Below are 17,934 nucleotides of genomic sequence, written 5' to 3'. Positions count from 1 at the left end.
ACAAGTACGAGGCCGATTTGCGCCTTCACCCAGTGGTCCTCTCCACTTTGGCTCTCTTGTCGCCGCTTTAGGCAGTTATATTCACGCCAAAGCAAACGATGGTCTCTGGTTTGTTCGAATTGAAGATATTGATACCACTCGTGTTGTCGCGGATGCCGAACAACAAATTTTTGAAGCACTACACGCTTTCGGTTTTGAATGGGACCTACCTGACGCGACCGAACATATCGCTGGTAATCAATGTGTCAAACAAACCGAGCGTCTAGACCGCTATCAAGCCGTATTCGACTACTTAATTGAGCATAATCTAGTGTATGGCTGTCAGTGTACCCGCAAACAAATTAAAGCCATGGGCGGCTCTTACGATCGAACTTGCCTTGATAAGTCATTAGACATAACCAACAATCCGGTACGACTCAAACAAACTAATCCGGTTTATCAATTTGAAGATGGTTTGTTTGGTACGCAGCACTGCCCTCGTGATATGGCTGAGGAAGATTACATTATCAAACGTCGAGATGGTTTGTTTAGTTATCAATTGGCCGTTGTTGTTGATGATATCGACCAAGGCATAACCCATGTCGTCAGAGGTGCGGATATTATGCCACTGACCGCCCGTCAAATAGCCTTGTATCACGTCTTTGGTATTGAGCCCCCCGAATATATCCACTTGCCGTTAGTCGTTACAGAACCGGGCAAAAAGCTGAGTAAACAAAATCACGCCCAAGCGATTAATGTCATCAATCCGATACCTGAATTGATGCGCGCACTAAGTTTTTTAGGCTTTGATATCGATAAGCTCACAAAAGACTTATCGATATCAAATCAGCCATCTGTAAAACAATTAATGACGGCTGCAATTGACCAAGCTAAGACGTCATGGTCCAGCCCTTCCTCAATGAAATCCGCCATTGGCCAAGATTTAGAAATCAGTATTTAATAAGCCTTAGCTTGGACCGTGCTTTTATTTGTTAATTTGTTGCTTATTACTGTAAAATGCGCGTCACTTACACAAATGTGCACATTTTTCATCGTTTTTCTTTTTACGACTATTGCATCTCATTAGTTACTAAAACGATTTCAGTAAATAAAATAGGGTTGTTATTCGTGGTTTTTAAAAAAGTAATTTCTTGGTTTGGCAAAGATTCTGACAATAAAGAGTCGGCCTCTAAGCACCGTGAAACTAAGAAAAACAACAATGACAGCTCGGGTGTAAAATCTAAAGACACACAGTTCAAAGGCAATAAAGCCAAAGGCTCAAATCGCAAGCCGCGCTCTAAAAAGCACGATAAAAACAACGACAGCAATCGCCCACGCACAAACGAAGTATTTGAACCAGTGTCTGAAAAGGCCACCGTTATCCCTCGTGGCGACCACCCTATTTCAAGAAAGCAAATCAGCCCAAGTGCGCTTAAAGTTTTGTATCGCTTAAAAGATAACGGCTATCAAGCTTACCTAGTCGGTGGCTGTATACGTGATATTTTACTAGGTCTAGAACCCAAAGACTTTGATGTTGTTACCAATGCCACCCCTGAACAGGTCAAAGCTTGTTTTAGCAACTGTCGATTGATTGGGCGTCGTTTTCGTTTAGCCCATATTATGTTTGGTCGTGAAATCATTGAAGTCGCAACGATGCGCGGTCACCACTCGTTTGATGAAGAGACTGCTTCAGACGAGCCAAGCACTGATGAGATTGATGATAACAATACCACTTCGGTCAGCAACTCAACGACGAAGAAGATCAGTAAACAAAGTGATGAAGGTCAGTTGTTAAGAGACAATGTATACGGCACGATTGACGAAGATGCCGAGCGACGTGACTTTACCATCAACAGCTTGTATTACGACATTCGCAATTTTGATCTGTTGGATTTTGCCAACGGTATGGCGGACATCGAGGCGGGTGTTATCGACTTGATTGGTGACCCAGAAACTCGATACCGCGAAGATCCGGTTCGCATGTTACGAGCCGTTCGTTTTTCGACTAAATTACGCATGAAGATTGCCGAGCGTACCGAAACTCCTATTTTTGAGTTAGGTCATTTGTTACGCAACATTCCACCAGCGCGTTTATTCGATGAAAGCTTAAAGCTATTTTTATCTGGTAAAGCCCTAGATAATTTTGAGTCACTGCGTCATTACGGTTTATTTAAATATTTCTTCCCTGCAGCCGAGCAAGTGCTAACCGGTAACCCGGAAGACAAAGAAGAGCGCATGATGAAGCTGATGTTTACAAATACAGACATCAGAATTAATGCCGAGAAGAGCATTTCTCCAGCGTTCGTTTTAGCGGCCATTTATTGGTATCCGCTTGAAGCACACGCAGAGGAATTACAACACGAAAGTGGCTTGTCACCTTATGACGCGTTCCAGCTTGCAATGAATGATGTCCTGCACCGAGCTGTTCAGTCTATTGCGATACCAAAGCGATTCACCGCGACGATGCGAGATATTTGGAATTCTCAGCACAGGTTATTAAAAACCCAAGGTAAACGCCCTTTGCAAATGTTGGAAAACGCAAGGTTTAGAGCGGCTTATGACTTCTTGTTATTACGCGCTGAAATAGAAGGTGGCGAATTAGAAGAAGTCGCTGACTTTTGGACTGAATTACAAGAATCTGACGACGCTCAGCGTATTATGGCTGAAGCCAAGCGCAATGCATCTAAACGCCGCTTTGAAGATCGTAAATCAAGTAGCCGTGGCAAAAAACCAGGTCCGAAAGACGGTGAGAGCAAACCTAAGCGCAGCGGAAAATATCGCAGTCAGCGTCGCAGGAAAAAGCCGTCTGGTGATAAGTCATAATTGATCCCAAACGAATAGCACAACAAACACTCAAAAGAGCAACTTGATGTCTGAATATGTTTATATTGGCCTTGGCGCTAATTTAAATGATCCGCTAACCACGGTTCGCACTGCAATAGACAAACTCGCCCTACTCCCTCAATCTGAGTTTGTCGCCAAGTCCAAGATTTATGTTTCCAAACCAATGGGGCCTGCGGACCAACCTGACTACGTTAATGCAGTCGTGTTACTAAAAACCGATTTGTCGGTCCACGAAGTGTTTGTTGAAACCTGTGCCATCGAGCAAGCACATGGTCGCACTCGTAATGGTGAGCATTGGGGCCCTAGAACATTAGATTTAGATATCTTACTCTATGGCTCACAAGTCATTGATGATGAGCAACTTACCGTGCCTCATTACGGACTTAAAGAACGTGAGTTTGTCGTCTATCCTTTATTGGATATTGACTCAGAGCTCACTTTACCTTGTGGACGTGCACTAAAAGATGTCGCCACAAAGTTACCTTTTAATGATATGCAAACGATTTAACCTTTGTTGTTACTGTTTAAATGACACACTTAATTGAAAAATGGACCTAAACAATGGCTAAGATTACCACTTCTACTTTGTTAAAAATGAAACAAAACGGTGAGAAGATTGCCGCGCTTACAGCTTATGATTCGAGCTTTGCAGGATTGTTTGACAAAAATGGCGTGCATGCACTTTTGATTGGTGATTCATTAGGCATGGTTTTACAAGGTAATGATGACACCTTGTCAGTGACAAATGAGCAAATCGCTTACCACACTAAGTGTGTCCGTGCTGGCGTTGATAATGCACTTATCATTGCGGATATGCCGTTTATGACCTTCAGTGCGCCTGACGTGGCACTCAAAAACGCTCATGAGCTAATGGCTGCTGGCGCAAACATGGTAAAAATTGAAGGTGGTGCTTGGTTATACGACACCATCGCTCAGTTAACTCAAAATGGCGTGCCAGTCTGTGGCCACTTGGGCCTTACACCTCAATCAGTAAATGTGTTTGGTGGCTTTAAAGTACAAGGTCGTGATAACGATAAAGCGAATGAAATGATTGAACACGCCAAAGGCTTAGAAGCCGCAGGTGCTCAATTATTAGTACTTGAGTGTATTCCAGTGTCACTTGCAAAAGCAATCACAGAAGCCGTCACCATTCCAACAATTGGTATCGGTGCAGGTAATGTGACTGACGGTCAGATTTTGGTCATGCACGACATCCTAGGAATCAGCTCGGGCTATATTCCTAAATTCTCTAAAAACTACATCGACATTGCTGGCACTATGCAAGGCGCAGTGCAGTTATTTGTCGAAGAAGTACAAAGTGGCGTCTTCCCAGACGCAGACAGAACGTTTAATTAATATGAAAATCATCGAATCTTTGTCTGAGCTGCGCCAATGGCGCTCAGCTTGTTATCAAGAAGGTAAAAAAGTTGTATTCGTGCCTACCATGGGCAACTTACACGAAGGTCACATTGAGCTTGTCAATCGAGCGCATGAGCAAGGTGATTTAGTGATCACATCGATTTTTGTTAATCCAATGCAATTTGGTGAAAACGAAGACTTAGACGCTTATCCTCGTACCTTCGAAGCCGATTGTGAAAAACTAGTCGCAGCTGGTAATCATGTGGTCTTTTATCCGAGTGTAAAAGAAATGTACCCAAATGGACTTGCTGCGCAAACGGTTGTATCTGTGCCAAACAGCGAGGCTGAGCACTGTGCTGAAGCAACACAACGTCCAGGTCACTTTGATGGTGTCGCAACCGTAGTGACAAAGTTATTTAATATGGTTCAGCCTGACGTGGCGATGTTTGGCCAAAAAGACTATCAACAAGTTCGACTGATTCAGTCTTTAGTGCGTGATTTGAATATGCCAATTACGATCGTGCCAGTTCCAACCGTGCGCGAAGCCTCTGGGCTAGCCAAAAGCTCAAGAAATGGCTACCTGACTGAGCACCAACGTGGAATTGCTTCAGCGCTATATGAGACGCTCAGCTTAATCAAAAGTGAACTAGAAAAAGGTAACCTAAACTCAGATGCCCTGATAGAGCATGGCAAAGAGTTTGTTGAGCAAGCTGGACTCAGACCTGACTATATTGAAATAAGAGACGAAGTAACGTTTGAGGCCGTAACAAGTGATACAAAATCAGCTGTAATATTGATTGCGGCTTTCTTAGGTAAAGCGCGTTTAATCGATAATATGACCGTCAGCTTAAAGGCTTAGGGTGAAAAAGCCTGACTAAGGATTCGAGCTAGTTTAAAGCAAGGCTTTAGCTAAAACTTAGTCTCAATATTAAAAACACTTAGTGGCCTATGCAAAATAGACGACTAAGTCAAAAAAAGGCAGTGAACATTCACTGCCTTTTTGCTGTCTGTTGTTTTCTAGAGCCCACAGTGCACCGAACAAGTAATCAGGGCACTATACGTATAACAAGCAGTCGTAAAGAAAGTACTGCTATTCTGACTTACCAATCTTCTTCAAGATAGCCGGTAAACTGCGCCAGCTTTCTTTGGCAATTTCTCTTTGCTCGTCGAGAATTTCTTGAAGGATCTCTTTAGTCGTTAGCGGATTAGCTAAGACGCAACGGAATACCGTGATGGTTTGGCCGTTGTGAGCCTGAGGCGTAAGTCTAGTACGAGAGACAAATGACTTACCTGATTCACGCTGTTTCTTTTGAATAAACTTGGTTAAATCGTTGAGTAGTTCGTTGATGATTTGTTTTTCATCTTCAGCACATGTCTCCATGTAATCTTTAACGACTTTGGGAACATAGCGATACGTTAATAAACACAGCTCCGGTTCTGAAACCAATTCAAAGTCAGGTTGTTGCTTGATTAGGTCAGCAAAATATTTAGCGGTATCCATGCTGCGGTCAATCAGCATCTCATAACCCGCACGGCCCATCACTTTCAGACAAGCATAAACCAGCATAGACATACCCGGACGACTGCCCTCTAAAGTATGTGAGCCTAAATCTTTTGAGCCTTTACGCAATATGTATTCAGCATGGTGCTCGATAACATCGGTCGAATGTGCGTCTTTAAATAACACCATGCCCGCGCCCATAGGTACGTACATTTGTTTGTGCGCATCTACAGTAATCGAATCGGCTCGCTCAATGCCTTTTAGTAGTGGTCTGGCATTGTTCGATAACATAGTAGCGCCGCCCCATGCCGCATCAACATGGAAGTGAATGTTCTCACGAGCTGCAATATCGGCCATCGCATCGAGCGGGTCAATGTTACCGGTTTCTGTTGTACCCGCGACACCAACTAACGCTAATACTGCCGCGCCCTCAGCTTTTAGCTCAGCAATCTTTTGTTCAAGAAGATCAATACGTAGCTTGTTGTTCTCGTCTGTACCGACGGTGATGATGTCTTGTCGACCCATGCCCAGAACATCTGCCGCTTTGCCTAATGAGTAATGACCGCGTTCTGACACCAACACGACTAAGCGCTGATAACCATAATGGCTCATGGCTCTAAATAGCCCTTCTTTCGCCACGCCTTTAAAGCCTTCTCGTGGCCCTAGCAGCGTATTTCTTGCCACCCATAAGGCACTGATATTCGCGACTGTACCACCAGAGCAAAACGCACCTAGAGAGGCATCGGCACTGTGCATCATTTTGTCGTAATACGCTTCGTTTTCTTCGTCACTGCGCAACGAACCATAAGCGATACGATGAAGCATACCTATAGTTTGACGCTCAAGAGGTGTGAAAGCTTTAGAAGTTTCGATTTTGACTAGATTTTGATTAAGGCCAACCATCAATTTGGACAGTGGCAGCAGAAAATAAGGCAACGCAGATGTCATATGACCAATAAAGCTTGGTGACGAGGTATGAACCGACTGAGCAACTAATTTCTCTAATAACTCGTCTGCCACATCAGAAACAAACTGCGGAGCTTCAGGCACAGCAGATTCTTGAAAATCTTGTTCAATGTCTGACAACGGTTTTTCTACTGCAACAATATTATCGCGTAAAAAGCCGTCTAAGTTTTGTGATACTTCCTGCTCTATCCTCGCCAATGTGGAATCTGGCGCCTCTGGAATCGTGAAGATTCGAAACAAGTTTTGTTCGGTCGCCTCGGCGAATCGTTTGTTTGACATGCTAGTTATTTGATCATAAATAATTATTCGGTACTTTACTGTAACTCGGTTGAATTGTCTGCAGTTAAGCAGAGTATTTCCGATTTAGCAAAGCGCGTAATATGAGTTACTTCAAGACACAAACCAGTTGTGTACTACTTTGGCCGCTCGCCCAATACTTTCGCTCAAATGGTGTCATGGCTTCGTCACTTTGATAAGGCTCTACTTTTGGTGACAAACCTGCAATGCTGAGTGCCTCGGCAAACTCTTCAATGTAAATAGGCCAATTACTGCGAACCGTCAGTTGCTCACCTAATTTAGGAATAGAGCTGAATACTGATGCTCCGTGCCAACGACGCTGCAGATGTTTGGCTTTTGGCCAAGGATTTGGGTAAAGCAAATAATGATGTTTGATCGGCCACTCCGCATCCGCAATCAAGCGCCATAAGTCATTTAAATCACCCCGTAGTAATACAAAGTTATCAACTTTGTGTTTCATGTGATGCTCGATTTTATCGATACGATGTTCTGACTTATCAATACCAATCACTAATGCATCTGGGTAAGTAGCGGCTAAATGAACCGTGCTCTCACCAACACCGCAACAGGAATCCAAAATTAAATAACCATCTGGATTGTCGGCTAAATAGGTTTTGACCTTGGCTTCTAATTCCGCAAAGGTCTCTAATGAAAATGGCGCGTAAGGCTTTTTGAATGGCGTCGCTAGGTGTTTTAAAACGACCTTTTCAAGATCATCGTGAACACCTGTTTGATTGGTGGTGATACCACGAGAATTGCCGCTAACTGGATTCATTTTTGGAATTACACTTTTTTAACGAATTTAGTAAGGATAACAATTTTTTGGCCATTCACACGGCCTTCGATGTGTTCTGGGTTATTGGTCAATGAAATACCGCGCACCGTGGTGCCTTGTTTGGCAGTAAAACCTGCGCCTTTTACTGGTAAATCTTTGATCAGATAGACATTGTCGCCCGCGGCTAACGTATCGCCATTAGAATCAACATGGTCCGCACCGGCATTTGCAGTGCGGTGTGCCAAGCCTGATTCGGCCCAAGCTTGAGTATCTTCTTCCAAGTACATCATGTCTAATAAATCTTGTGCCCAGGTCTCGCCTTGATCAACTAGGATTTTTAGCTGTTGCCAAGCCAGTACTTGTACCGCCGGCACAGCGCTCCACATCGCGTCGTTTAAACAACGCCAGTGGGTTACGTTTAAATCTGAGGTTTGGGTCAATTCGGTTTGGCAGGTTTGACAAGCTAATACACAGTCATCAGAGTGATCACCGGCTTTAGGTGATACAACATAAACACCTACGTTTTGCTCACTTTGACACAACTCACATTTGTGCTCGCCACGAGACAGTAAAGTAGATTCGATAGACATAAAGGCTCCGCGTATTTGAAAGTCAAACTGGTGGCTTTCAACATAAGCGACACCAAAATTAGGGCGGGCATTATGCCTATTTTTTAATGGTAAAAAAAGCGTTTAGTTGTTATCTAATTCTTGTTGTACAACTTCTAAAATACTCGTCACCCATTCACCAATGACAGGAATAAATTCTATTTGCGATAAAACAAAGACTAACGCTGATAAAACAACGGTTGCACCTAAGACACTACCTAGGCCAACGGCGATACCTTTGAGTAAACTAAACCAGATAAAACGCGGTAACGAGTTGTAGGTAACCACTAAATTGTGATGGTTAAGACTCTCTAATTGATCGTTAATACCCTGAACTTGCTGATGTAGTTTGAACATTATCTCTTCTGGCGATAAGGCCTCAAACTCAACTTGTTCTTCTGATTTTTCTTCCGTCTCTTCCGTGTTTTCAACTTCACGATTGTTTTTCGATTTTATTAATTTGGCTAGTTTTTTTGACTTGGCTAGGCTCTTTAACTTACTCATTCGAATTCCCACTTCCTTACGCGTTATAGATGAGGGTTATCCTTATCAATCTAACGACAAAGACAAACAACCTCAGTCCAGTGTAATCCTTTTATTTGTCGATGAGCAAATATGGCCCAATTTCTTTTTAAATCAGGCCTGTAATTTACGGTTAATGTTCATATTGACTTATTTAGTGATTGTAAAAAATGGTGATTAATAATCACATTTCCCTATATTTTTAACGACGGTGCGATTGGCGTCCTCTTTCCGAGTAAGTGGCAAATCGCATACGTCAGTTCACTGCGATTTAATGTATAAAAATGAAAGTCACTAACGCCTTCTTTAGATAAAACTTTGACCATGTCCATGGCGATGTTGGCACCGAGTAAGTTTCGCGACGTTGGGTCATTGTCTAAACCTTCGAAGGCGTCGGTCAACCAATCTGGTACGTTTACGTTGGTGAGTCCTGCAAAACGAGTCACGGTACTAATATTAGTGACAGGCAAAATACCAGGGACGATTTCAGCATCAATGTTTGCTGCCGCGCAGCGGTCCCTGAATCTCAAGAAACTATCCACATCAAAGAAAAACTGAGTAATCGCACGAGAGGCACCCGCATCTACTTTTCGTTTAAGGTTGATTAAATCGGCTTGGGCGCTTCGTGCTTCTGGGTGCACTTCTGGATAGGCCGCAACCGATATCTCGAAATCCGCGACCTTTTTTAGTAGCGACACTAAGTCGACGGCATAGATAGGTGGTCGATTAACATTAAATGGAAACTTAGGGTCTTTATCACCACGAAGCGCCACAATATGCTTAACACCGTGTTGCCAATAATCTTCAGCAATTTGGGTGAGTTCTTGTTCTGACGCATTGATACACGTTAGATGAGCGGCGGCATCGAGTTGGGTCTGCTGTTGGATTTGTTTTATGACGTCATGAGTGCGATCACGGGTGCTAGCACCTGCGCCGTACGTGACCGACACAAACTTAGGGTTAAGTGGCGCGAGTTTATCGATGGATTGCCATAACGTCGTTTCCATTTGTTCAGTATTTGGTGGAAAGAACTCAAATGAAACATCAATCTTGCCTTTCACATCTAAAAGGTGACGATTAATACTTTCTAATTGTTGGGCATGAATGCTGCTCATTTTCTTTACCTTTTATTTAGCTTTTTGGCTTTGCGTTACGGATTGTCAAAATTTTTCACAAAATACAATTCTTAGCTTTGTGATCTACTCACAACAAATAGACATTTAGATGGCTAAATAAAAATATAACCGATCTTTTTAGACTGTCAAGCGTCTAGACGTCTAAATCTTTAGAAATCGATCGTTTGACTAATTTTCTTAATCCAATACAATTTCATCAACTAACGGCCAAAGCCGTTTCAGCAGTAACTCATTAACAGGTGTTTTATGGCTAAGTGGAATGGGGAATACATTCATCCCTACGCAGAACATGGAAAAAAAGCGGAAAAAGTTAAAAAGATCACCGTATCAATACCGCTTAACGTGCTTAAGGTATTAACCGATGAGCGCACTCGTCGCCAAGTGAATAACTTGCGTCATGCAACAAACAGTGAATTATTATGTGAAGCATTTTTACATGCGTTCACAGGTCAGCCGTTACCGTCTGATAATGATTTGCGAAAGGACAATCCTGAGCAGATACCTGAAGAAGTAAGAAACATTCTTACTGAGATGGGTAAAGCGATTCCGGATATTGATGATTAATCTCAAGTTATGACCATTAGGTCGTTATGAGAATAATTGTTAAGAAGAAAGGCAGCTAGGCTGCCTTTTTTTATATTTGCGCCACACCACTTTCTCGTGCAGCCTTAGCAACCGCACTGGCGACTTTATCGCGTAGTCGTGAGTCCATCGGCTTAGGAATAATATACTTAGGACCGAACGTTAACTCTTTAACGCCTGCGGCTTTCAAGACTTCATCTGGGACTGGCTCTTTTGCTAAGCTTCTGATGGCCTCTACTGCAGCGACTTTCATTTCGTCATTAATTGATGTCGCTCTGACATCTAGCGCCCCTCTAAAAATAAACGGGAAACACAATACGTTATTCACTTGATTTGGATAATCCGAACGACCCGTTGCCATAATTAAGTCGTCTCGAACCTCAAGTGCTAACTCAGGCTTGATTTCAGGGTCGGGGTTTGAACATGCAAACACAACCGGATTCGGGGCCATTAATTTTAATGCTTCAGGTTTTAGTAAATTCGCACCTGATACACCAACAAACACATCCGCCCCTTCTATCACGTCCTCTAGGGTTCGTTTGTCGGTATTATTCGCAAACAGCTCTTTATATTCGTTTAAGTCATCTCTTCTTGTATGAATTACCCCCTTTCTGTCTAACATGTAAATGCGCTCGCGCTGGGCACCACATTTGATTAGAAGTTCCATACACGCGATCGCTGCTGCACCAGCCCCTAAACAAACAATCGTACAATTGGGTAATGACTTGCCTTGTATTTCAAGTGCGTTGAGCATACCGGCAGCGGTCACGATTGCAGTGCCGTGCTGATCATCATGAAAAATTGGCACCTTACAACGACGTTTTAATTCTTGTTCGATTTCAAAACACTCTGGTGCCTTGATGTCTTCCAAATTAATACCACCAAACGAGTCCGAAATAGCCGCCACGGTGTTAATGAACTCATCCGTTGTGCGATGACTTACTTCAATATCAAATGAATCGATGCCAGCAAAGCGTTTAAATAAAAGAGCTTTGCCTTCCATTACTGGTTTACTCGCCAACGGGCCGAGGTTACCTAAGCCCAAAATCGCTGTTCCGTTGCTAATTACGGCGACTGTGTTGCCTTTTGCTGTGTACTTGTAGGCATTGTCGGGATCTGCCGCAATTTCTCGGACTGGCTCTGCTACACCCGGGCTATAGGCCAAGGCTAAATCTTCAGCGGTTTCTGCTGGTGTCGTTAATTCAATGCTGATTTTTCCAGGTGACGGTTGGCTGTGATAATCGAGTGCTCGTTGCTTAAAATCTGTCATGGCTGAGGTTCCGGAGAGTGAATAAGAATAAACACTCTAACTAATAAAATAGCCTTACACGACAACAGTTTAATCAAACCAAACTGCTCAGACCACTTGGTTAAAAAATAACAACATTGTGCATTTTACAGGCAAAACAAACCTGTTAATTTCATAAAACAAAATTAGAGTAGTTACTTTAATTTGAGTGATTTTTAGCTAACTTTAAGAGAGGATAAAGGATGTTAGACGCGGTTGATGAATGAATTACACCAACTAATCCTGAAATATTTTTACTACACAGACTTTAAGGACGAGGTCGAAGATAAAATGAAAATGAGGGAACAACAGTCATCTGATTAGTGATAGAAGTGCGTGCATCAAATCGCAGGCACAAAAAAAGCACCCTAAGGTGCTTTTCTCTGTGGGTGCAAAAATTACTTTTTGCCCAACATGCTGAAACGCTTCTTGAAGCGGTCAACACGACCACCAGTGTCAACGTTACGTTGCTGACCAGTGTAGAAAGGGTGACACGCAGAACATACGTCTAAGTGTAAGTCTTTACATACTGTTGAACGAGTAACGAACTTGTTACCACATGAACAAGAAACGTTGATCTCTTCGTATTTAGGGTGGATATCTTTTTGCATGGGATTACCTCATTGGGCCGCATCGCCATCCGATCATTACTACAGTAACACCGAATACCATACGAGATTAATATAAAATTTAGGGCGCGAATTATAAAGTGTATAGGATAAAGATCAAGCGATAATTAACGACGTACGTGTCTTTTATTTTCTTGAGCTTTGTGGATGTGCGCAACTTGCTCTGGGTTGAGGTAAATACTGCTGCCCGGATAAGGCTGACCAAATTGGTAATTCCAATTTGCCGGTTGGAACTCAGAGACTAGACGATTGACGCGGTTACATAATTTGTTTTTTGGACGAAAGCCTAAACGCTTTTCATATTGCTTTAAAAAGGTCTCATCAACTTGCTCAAAGGCAAGGATACAGTATCCTTCGGTAGAATAGATGCGCGCCTCTTTTGCCTCTGATACAATCGAGTAAGTGGCGAACAATATCGCAATAAAAAGACTAATTACAAAACGCATTTTGACCCTACTTGACCCACATTTAGGAAAAGCTTAATTTATAACATTGCCAAGGTAAGTGATTGTTCACTTGTTGTCAAGAATAGTAAAGGCCCGCTCAACCAATGACCCTACTCTCAGACGTAATTTTACACATCGCTTTACCGGTTCCATTACGTCGCCTTTTTGACTATTTATTACCAGTCGAAGTCTTTGATCATGAAAAAGCGATCGATGATCTTTCAGAGCTTGTTGGTTGCCGAGTGGTGGTGCCCTTTGGGAGACAAACCTTAATCGGTATCGTTATGGCTGCTGATACCGAAACTGACCAGGACGTTGCGAAGCTAAAGGCGGTTCAGGAAGTAATTGAAACATCGCCTACGATAGACTCAGAATTGAATGAATTATTAACTTGGGCGGCCAATTATTATCAACACCCTATTGGTGATGTAATGTCTGCGGCCATTCCCGGTTCACTTCGAAGTACTAAAAGCATTAGATCCCAGTTACCTCAAACGTTAGTCAAAACAGAGACCTTACCGACGATTGAGTCTCTCAATAAAAATGCCAAACAAATCATCAAGCTTTGTGAATTATTGGACGAACAAAACTATACCCGAGCAGAATTGACCGAATTAGGTATTCCAAGTACTACAATCAAGAAATTTGTTGATAATGAATGGGCGACATGGGAAGTCGACCAATCTAATAACATCACAAAACCAGTAAGCAGTGACGCAATAAAAGAAGGATTACAACTCAACACAGAGCAAGCCTTAGCCGTGACGGCAATTGATGCAACAGACCACCATCAGTGCTTCTTATTAGATGGCGTAACCGGTAGCGGCAAAACCGAAGTGTACCTACAAGCTATCGCCGCAAAACTTCGTAAAGGGCATCAAGTATTAGTATGTGTCCCTGAAATTGGCTTAACCCCACAAACCATTAAACGATTCAAACAACGCTTTGATGTCACCGTTGCCTTATGGCATTCGGGAATGACAGACAAACAACGATTTGAAACCTGGCACCAATGTCGAAGTGGTACAGCAAAAATAGTCATTGCGACTCGTTCGGGTATATTTTTACCTTTTAGGTCCTTGGGCATGATCATCATAGATGAAGAACATGATGCGTCATTTAAACAACAAGAAGGGTTTAAATATCACTGTCGTAGCCTGGCTTTGTACCGTGCTCACAAAGCTAACATTCCGGTTGTTTTAGGCTCGGCAACACCAAGCCTTGAAAGTTTATACAACGTAGAACAGGGTAAATTCAGCTTATTACCGTTGAGACAACGTGCTGGCTCTAGTCAGTTACCAAGTATGCATTTGTTAGACTTAAATCGTTGCCAACAACAAGCTGCCATTGGTCAGCCGCTGTTAGATGAAATTCAAAAACAGCTATCGCTAAACCGCCAGGTCATGCTGTTTATTAATCGCCGTGGTTTTGCACCAGTGCTAATGTGTGAAGAATGTCACTGGATGACTGAATGCAGTCGATGCAGTAGCTTCACGACATTTCATCGCGGGACCGGTCAACTGATTTGTCACCACTGTGGTTTTCAACATCCGACACTTAAACAGTGCCTCGGTTGTGGATCAACAAGACTCACACCCGTCGGCGTTGGCACAGAGCAAATCGACTTACAGTTGCAAGGGTTGTTTCCGGACACACAAGTCGTTCGATTGGACCGAGACAGCACCAGTAAAAAAGGCGAGTTTGATGCCAAGTTAAACCAAATCAATCAGGGACAGCCGATGATTATTGTCGGGACCCAGATGATTGCCAAAGGCCACCATTTTCCAAATGTCAGTTTGGTGGGCATTGTTGACGTCGATGGTGCGTTATTCAGCAGTGACTTTAGAGCACCTGAAAAATTAGCTCAGTTGGTCGTGCAAGTCGCGGGACGTGCTGGTCGTGGTTCAATTAAAGGCCAAGTTTGGCTACAAACTAAGTTTCCAGAGCATCCGGTTATTCAAGACTTGGTCAATAACGAATATCGCGACTTTGCTAAGTTCGCTTTATCTGAGCGCAAAATGCTAAAACTACCGCCCTACTCCCATCAAATAGTTATAAGAGCCGAGTCTACACAACCTACGGCCGGGCAAGAATGGTTAAGTGGATTATCCCATTATCTACAAGAGTACGAAGGTTTATTAATGTTGGGGCCGATGCCAGCGCCCATGTCGAGAAAGGCCGGTAAATTTAGACATATGATGACGATTCAGAGTCAATCGAGACCGTATTTACATAAATTAGTCAATTGGCTGCTAGAAAACTTGGATAGCATCCAAAAGGATAATAGAATCCGATGGTCGGTCGATGTTGATCCAGTTGATCTGAGTTAACCCGACCTCATCATTATAGTAAAAAAAGTATTAAGGCTCTTTGCCCCATGAAAAATAAAGATTACGTCAGTAGTAAAAAACGTAACACCCGCGCTAAACAAGACGCACCTGCCAAGCGTCCATTCCCGTTTATCCGCTTTTTAGTGGTGGGTTTGCTGATTGCAGGGTTTGCGTATGGACTATTTTATATTCAACAAGATTCAGACTCCTTCAACGAAGCCCAAACTAAGCCAATCTCCAAGCCTAAGAAAAAGGCTGAAAAAGTGATTCCACCGCCGCCAACCGACGAAGAATGGGAATTTATTGACGAGTTGGAAAACAAAAACGTTGAAGTTGAAACAGAAGAACTCGCAGACAGAGGCCCTTATAAAATGCAATGTGCAAGCTTTAGAAACAAAGCCGATGCAGAACGCATGAAGGCACAAATTGCGTTTGCTGGTTTTGAATCACAAGTCGTTGAATCACAAGGTACTACTGGACTTTGGCACAAGGTTATCTTAGGTCCATTTGAGCGTAAACGCGATGCTGAAAAAACCCGTCATATTCTACGTCGAAATGACATTAGAGGCTGCCAAATCTGGGGGTGGCGTTAATTACAACGCCACATCTTTGCCTAATCAAGTCAGTTCTGACTTGAAATCCTCATAAACAACACTACATAAGCTAGACTTATTACAAAAACTGGAGTGGATAATGACCACAATTGTTTCTGTACGACGCGGTAAAGAAGTCGTACTCGGTGGCGATGGCCAAGTTTCTCTTGGCAATACCGTCATGAAAGGCAATGCAGTAAAGGTTCGCCGCCTTTATAAAGGAAAAGTACTTGCAGGATTTGCTGGCGGCACCGCCGATGCATTTACGCTTTTCGAAAAATTTGAAGCCAAGTTAGAAATGCACCAAGGTCACTTAACCAAAGCGGCCGTCGAGTTAGCAAAAGATTGGCGTACCGACAAAATTTTACGCAAGTTAGAGGCTTTATTGGCAGTCGCTGATGAAACCGCTAGCTTGATCATCACTGGTAATGGCGATGTCATCCAACCTGAAAACGACTTAATTGCAATTGGCTCGGGTGGTCCATTTGCTCAAGCGGCTGCAACAGCATTACTTGAAAATACCGAGTTAGGCGCACGTGATATCGTGGAAAAAAGTCTAAATATTGCAGGCTCGATTTGTGTGTTCACCAACACTAGCCTGACCATTGAAGAATTAGAAAGTTAAAGGGTAATCCATGTCTGCAATGACCCCAAGAGAAATTGTTCATGAACTTGACCAACATATTATTGGTCAAAATGACGCAAAACGCGCCGTTGCTATCGCACTTAGAAACCGCTGGCGCCGTATGCAACTTGAAGCGACGTTACGCACAGAAGTAACACCAAAAAACATCTTAATGATTGGTCCAACAGGTGTCGGTAAAACTGAAATCGCGCGTCGATTGGCAAAGTTAGCCAACGCACCTTTCATTAAAGTTGAAGCGACTAAATTCACCGAAGTTGGTTATGTTGGTAAAGAAGTAGAGTCTATCATTCGCGATCTTACCGAAATTTCAGTAAAACTGACTCGCGAAGTTGCCATTGAGAAAAACAAACACAAAGCAGAAGAGTTAGCAGAAGAACGTATTTTAGATGCGCTTTTACCACCGGCTCGCGATAGCTTTGGTCAAGTGGTTGATAATGAACAACCTGAAAGTTCCGCTCGTCAGGTATTACGTAAACGTTTACGCCAAGGTGAGTTAGACGAAAAAGAAATCGAAATCGATTTAGCTGAAAAAGAAATTGGCGTTGAAATCATGGCGCCTCCTGGTATGGAAGAAATGACCTCACAATTACAGGGCATGTTCCAAAACCTATCAGGTGGCAAAACTAAGACTCGTAAATTAAAAGTCGGCGTGGCTTATAAGTTACTTGTTGATGAAGAAGCCGCGAAGCTGATCAACAACGATGACTTAAAAGAACAAGCGATTGAGTCCGTTGAGCAAAACGGTATTGTCTTCATTGATGAAATCGACAAGATTTGTAAGCGTGAAGGCGCGAACAGCGCGGACGTTTCTCGTGAAGGTGTACAGCGTGACTTACTACCATTAGTTGAAGGCTCTACCGTTTCGACTAAGTACGGCATGGTTAAAACTGACCATATGTTGTTTGTTGCATCTGGTGCATTCCAAATGAGCAAGCCATCTGACCTAATTCCTGAACTACAAGGTCGTTTACCAATTCGCGTTGAACTGAGCGCATTAACGCCAGAAGACTTCGAACGAATTCTTACCGAACCAAACGCTTCTCTAACCGAACAATACATTGCGCTTATGGCAACAGAAGGCGTAAAAGTAGAATTCAGTGAAGACGGTATCAAACAAATCGCTCAAGCAGCGTTCAGAGTCAATGAGAAGAACGAAAACATCGGTGCTCGTCGTCTTCACACAGTACTAGAGCGTTTGATGGAAGAGATTTCATTTAACGCATCTGACAAGAGCGGCGAGACGTTCACTATTGATGCAGACTTTGTTAAGTCTAATCTTGACGAAGTCATCGAAGATGAAGACTTAAGTAAGTTTATCTTGTAATAAGCTCTATCTTATTTGCGCTTGCAAAGACAACTCTTTCAAAGCCATCGACATTTGTCGGTGGCTTTTTTATTTCAAATACTCAACACTAATACAAGAACAAAATATC

Annotated in this window: 18 protein-coding genes; 10 read left to right on the top strand and 8 right to left on the bottom strand. The window is 42.9% G+C overall.

What is annotated here, in order from left to right:
- The 5 genes from gluQRS to panC form a co-directional block, all read left to right on the top strand.
- Positions 1-940 (top strand): tRNA glutamyl-Q(34) synthetase GluQRS (gene gluQRS / locus AC4E96_RS03065; protein ID WP_490254873.1); only part of this gene is annotated, 940 nt, incomplete at its 5' end.
- A gap of 419 nt (positions 941-1,359) precedes the next feature.
- Positions 1,360-2,802 (top strand): polynucleotide adenylyltransferase PcnB, encoded by a 1,443-nt coding sequence (gene pcnB, locus AC4E96_RS03060; RefSeq protein WP_490254901.1) that lies wholly within the window; start codon positions 1,360-1,362, stop codon positions 2,800-2,802.
- 46 nt (positions 2,803-2,848) lie between these two features.
- The gene (gene folK, locus AC4E96_RS03055) at positions 2,849-3,331 is read left to right on the top strand and encodes a 2-amino-4-hydroxy-6-hydroxymethyldihydropteridine diphosphokinase (protein ID WP_490254872.1); all 483 of its coding nucleotides are present in this window, start codon (positions 2,849-2,851) and stop codon (positions 3,329-3,331) included.
- A 53-nt stretch (positions 3,332-3,384) separates the two neighbouring features.
- Complete coding sequence (gene panB, locus AC4E96_RS03050) at positions 3,385-4,179, top strand: 3-methyl-2-oxobutanoate hydroxymethyltransferase (protein WP_488032856.1); 795 nt, start codon at positions 3,385-3,387, stop codon at positions 4,177-4,179.
- 1 nt (position 4,180) lies between these two features.
- Complete coding sequence (panC, locus tag AC4E96_RS03045) at positions 4,181-5,041, top strand: pantoate--beta-alanine ligase (protein WP_488032905.1); 861 nt, start codon at positions 4,181-4,183, stop codon at positions 5,039-5,041.
- A 231-nt stretch (positions 5,042-5,272) separates the two neighbouring features.
- On the opposite strand, the gene panP is transcribed toward panC, so the two are convergent.
- The 5 genes from panP to metF all read right to left on the bottom strand — a co-directional run bounded on the left by panP (position 5,273) and on the right by metF (position 9,966).
- Positions 5,273-6,928 (bottom strand): pyridoxal-dependent aspartate 1-decarboxylase PanP, encoded by a 1,656-nt coding sequence (panP, locus tag AC4E96_RS03040; RefSeq protein WP_488032855.1) that lies wholly within the window; start codon positions 6,926-6,928, stop codon positions 5,273-5,275.
- 106 nt (positions 6,929-7,034) lie between these two features.
- The gene (trmB, locus tag AC4E96_RS03035) at positions 7,035-7,721 is read right to left on the bottom strand and encodes a tRNA (guanine(46)-N(7))-methyltransferase TrmB (RefSeq protein ID WP_490254871.1); all 687 of its coding nucleotides are present in this window, start codon (positions 7,719-7,721) and stop codon (positions 7,035-7,037) included.
- 8 nt (positions 7,722-7,729) lie between these two features.
- On the bottom strand, positions 7,730-8,311 hold the full coding sequence (locus AC4E96_RS03030; protein ID WP_488032853.1) for a PhnA domain-containing protein: 582 nt from the start codon (positions 8,309-8,311) through the stop codon (positions 7,730-7,732).
- 102 nt (positions 8,312-8,413) lie between these two features.
- Positions 8,414-8,833, bottom strand: coding sequence for a DUF5665 domain-containing protein (locus AC4E96_RS03025; RefSeq protein WP_490254870.1), 420 nt, complete (start codon positions 8,831-8,833; stop codon positions 8,414-8,416).
- 212 nt (positions 8,834-9,045) lie between these two features.
- Positions 9,046-9,966 carry a methylenetetrahydrofolate reductase gene (gene metF / locus AC4E96_RS03020; protein ID WP_490254869.1) on the bottom strand — a complete coding sequence of 307 codons (921 nt, stop codon included), beginning with the start codon at positions 9,964-9,966 and terminating at the stop codon, positions 9,046-9,048.
- Positions 9,967-10,233: 267 nt separating this feature from the next.
- On the opposite strand from metF, the gene metJ reads away from it, so the two are divergent.
- Complete coding sequence (metJ, locus tag AC4E96_RS03015; protein ID WP_488032850.1) at positions 10,234-10,551, top strand: met regulon transcriptional regulator MetJ; 318 nt, start codon at positions 10,234-10,236, stop codon at positions 10,549-10,551.
- 70 nt (positions 10,552-10,621) lie between these two features.
- Here metJ and AC4E96_RS03010 read toward each other — a convergent pair whose 3' ends face one another.
- The 3 genes from AC4E96_RS03010 to AC4E96_RS03000 form a co-directional block, all read right to left on the bottom strand.
- The gene (locus AC4E96_RS03010) at positions 10,622-11,839 is read right to left on the bottom strand and encodes a malic enzyme-like NAD(P)-binding protein (protein ID WP_488032849.1); all 1,218 of its coding nucleotides are present in this window, start codon (positions 11,837-11,839) and stop codon (positions 10,622-10,624) included.
- A gap of 416 nt (positions 11,840-12,255) precedes the next feature.
- Positions 12,256-12,468 (bottom strand): 50S ribosomal protein L31, encoded by a 213-nt coding sequence (rpmE, locus tag AC4E96_RS03005; RefSeq protein ID WP_208829943.1) that lies wholly within the window; start codon positions 12,466-12,468, stop codon positions 12,256-12,258.
- A gap of 125 nt (positions 12,469-12,593) precedes the next feature.
- Positions 12,594-12,932, bottom strand: coding sequence for a hypothetical protein (locus tag AC4E96_RS03000; RefSeq protein WP_488032848.1), 339 nt, complete (start codon positions 12,930-12,932; stop codon positions 12,594-12,596).
- 104 nt (positions 12,933-13,036) lie between these two features.
- Here AC4E96_RS03000 and priA point away from each other — a divergent pair, with 104 nt between their 5' ends.
- The 4 genes from priA (at position 13,037) to hslU (ending at position 17,825) form a co-directional block, all read left to right on the top strand.
- The gene (priA, locus tag AC4E96_RS02995; protein ID WP_490254868.1) at positions 13,037-15,262 is read left to right on the top strand and encodes a primosomal protein N'; all 2,226 of its coding nucleotides are present in this window, start codon (positions 13,037-13,039) and stop codon (positions 15,260-15,262) included.
- A 47-nt stretch (positions 15,263-15,309) separates the two neighbouring features.
- A complete protein-coding gene (locus AC4E96_RS02990) occupies positions 15,310-15,855 on the top strand; it encodes an SPOR domain-containing protein (RefSeq protein WP_490254867.1) in 546 nt (181 codons plus the stop codon).
- Positions 15,856-15,955: 100 nt separating this feature from the next.
- Positions 15,956-16,480 (top strand): ATP-dependent protease subunit HslV, encoded by a 525-nt coding sequence (hslV, locus tag AC4E96_RS02985; RefSeq protein ID WP_488032845.1) that lies wholly within the window; start codon positions 15,956-15,958, stop codon positions 16,478-16,480.
- A gap of 10 nt (positions 16,481-16,490) precedes the next feature.
- A complete protein-coding gene (gene hslU / locus AC4E96_RS02980) occupies positions 16,491-17,825 on the top strand; it encodes an ATP-dependent protease ATPase subunit HslU (protein ID WP_488032844.1) in 1,335 nt (444 codons plus the stop codon).
- Positions 17,826-17,934: the final 109 nt, after the last annotated feature.

Source organism: Psychrosphaera sp. (genome assembly GCF_982872775.1).
Note: the sequence above shows the minus strand (reverse complement) of the source record. Positions and strands in the feature narration are given on the sequence as shown.

Coding starts and splice junctions, on each gene's coding strand:
- priA (WP_490254868.1), top strand. CDS start 13,037: ATGACCCTACTCTCAGACGTAATTTTACACATCGCTTTACCGGTTCCA.
- metF (WP_490254869.1), bottom strand. CDS start 9,966: ATGAGCAGCATTCATGCCCAACAATTAGAAAGTATTAATCGTCACCTT.
- AC4E96_RS03030 (WP_488032853.1), bottom strand. CDS start 8,311: ATGTCTATCGAATCTACTTTACTGTCTCGTGGCGAGCACAAATGTGAG.
- hslU (WP_488032844.1), top strand. CDS start 16,491: ATGTCTGCAATGACCCCAAGAGAAATTGTTCATGAACTTGACCAACAT.
- AC4E96_RS02990 (WP_490254867.1), top strand. CDS start 15,310: ATGAAAAATAAAGATTACGTCAGTAGTAAAAAACGTAACACCCGCGCT.
- panC (WP_488032905.1), top strand. CDS start 4,181: ATGAAAATCATCGAATCTTTGTCTGAGCTGCGCCAATGGCGCTCAGCT.
- trmB (WP_490254871.1), bottom strand. CDS start 7,721: ATGAATCCAGTTAGCGGCAATTCTCGTGGTATCACCACCAATCAAACA.
- AC4E96_RS03025 (WP_490254870.1), bottom strand. CDS start 8,833: ATGAGTAAGTTAAAGAGCCTAGCCAAGTCAAAAAAACTAGCCAAATTA.
- folK (WP_490254872.1), top strand. CDS start 2,849: ATGTCTGAATATGTTTATATTGGCCTTGGCGCTAATTTAAATGATCCG.
- AC4E96_RS03010 (WP_488032849.1), bottom strand. CDS start 11,839: ATGACAGATTTTAAGCAACGAGCACTCGATTATCACAGCCAACCGTCA.
- metJ (WP_488032850.1), top strand. CDS start 10,234: ATGGCTAAGTGGAATGGGGAATACATTCATCCCTACGCAGAACATGGA.
- hslV (WP_488032845.1), top strand. CDS start 15,956: ATGACCACAATTGTTTCTGTACGACGCGGTAAAGAAGTCGTACTCGGT.
- panP (WP_488032855.1), bottom strand. CDS start 6,928: ATGTCAAACAAACGATTCGCCGAGGCGACCGAACAAAACTTGTTTCGA.
- AC4E96_RS03000 (WP_488032848.1), bottom strand. CDS start 12,932: ATGCGTTTTGTAATTAGTCTTTTTATTGCGATATTGTTCGCCACTTAC.
- rpmE (WP_208829943.1), bottom strand. CDS start 12,468: ATGCAAAAAGATATCCACCCTAAATACGAAGAGATCAACGTTTCTTGT.
- panB (WP_488032856.1), top strand. CDS start 3,385: ATGGCTAAGATTACCACTTCTACTTTGTTAAAAATGAAACAAAACGGT.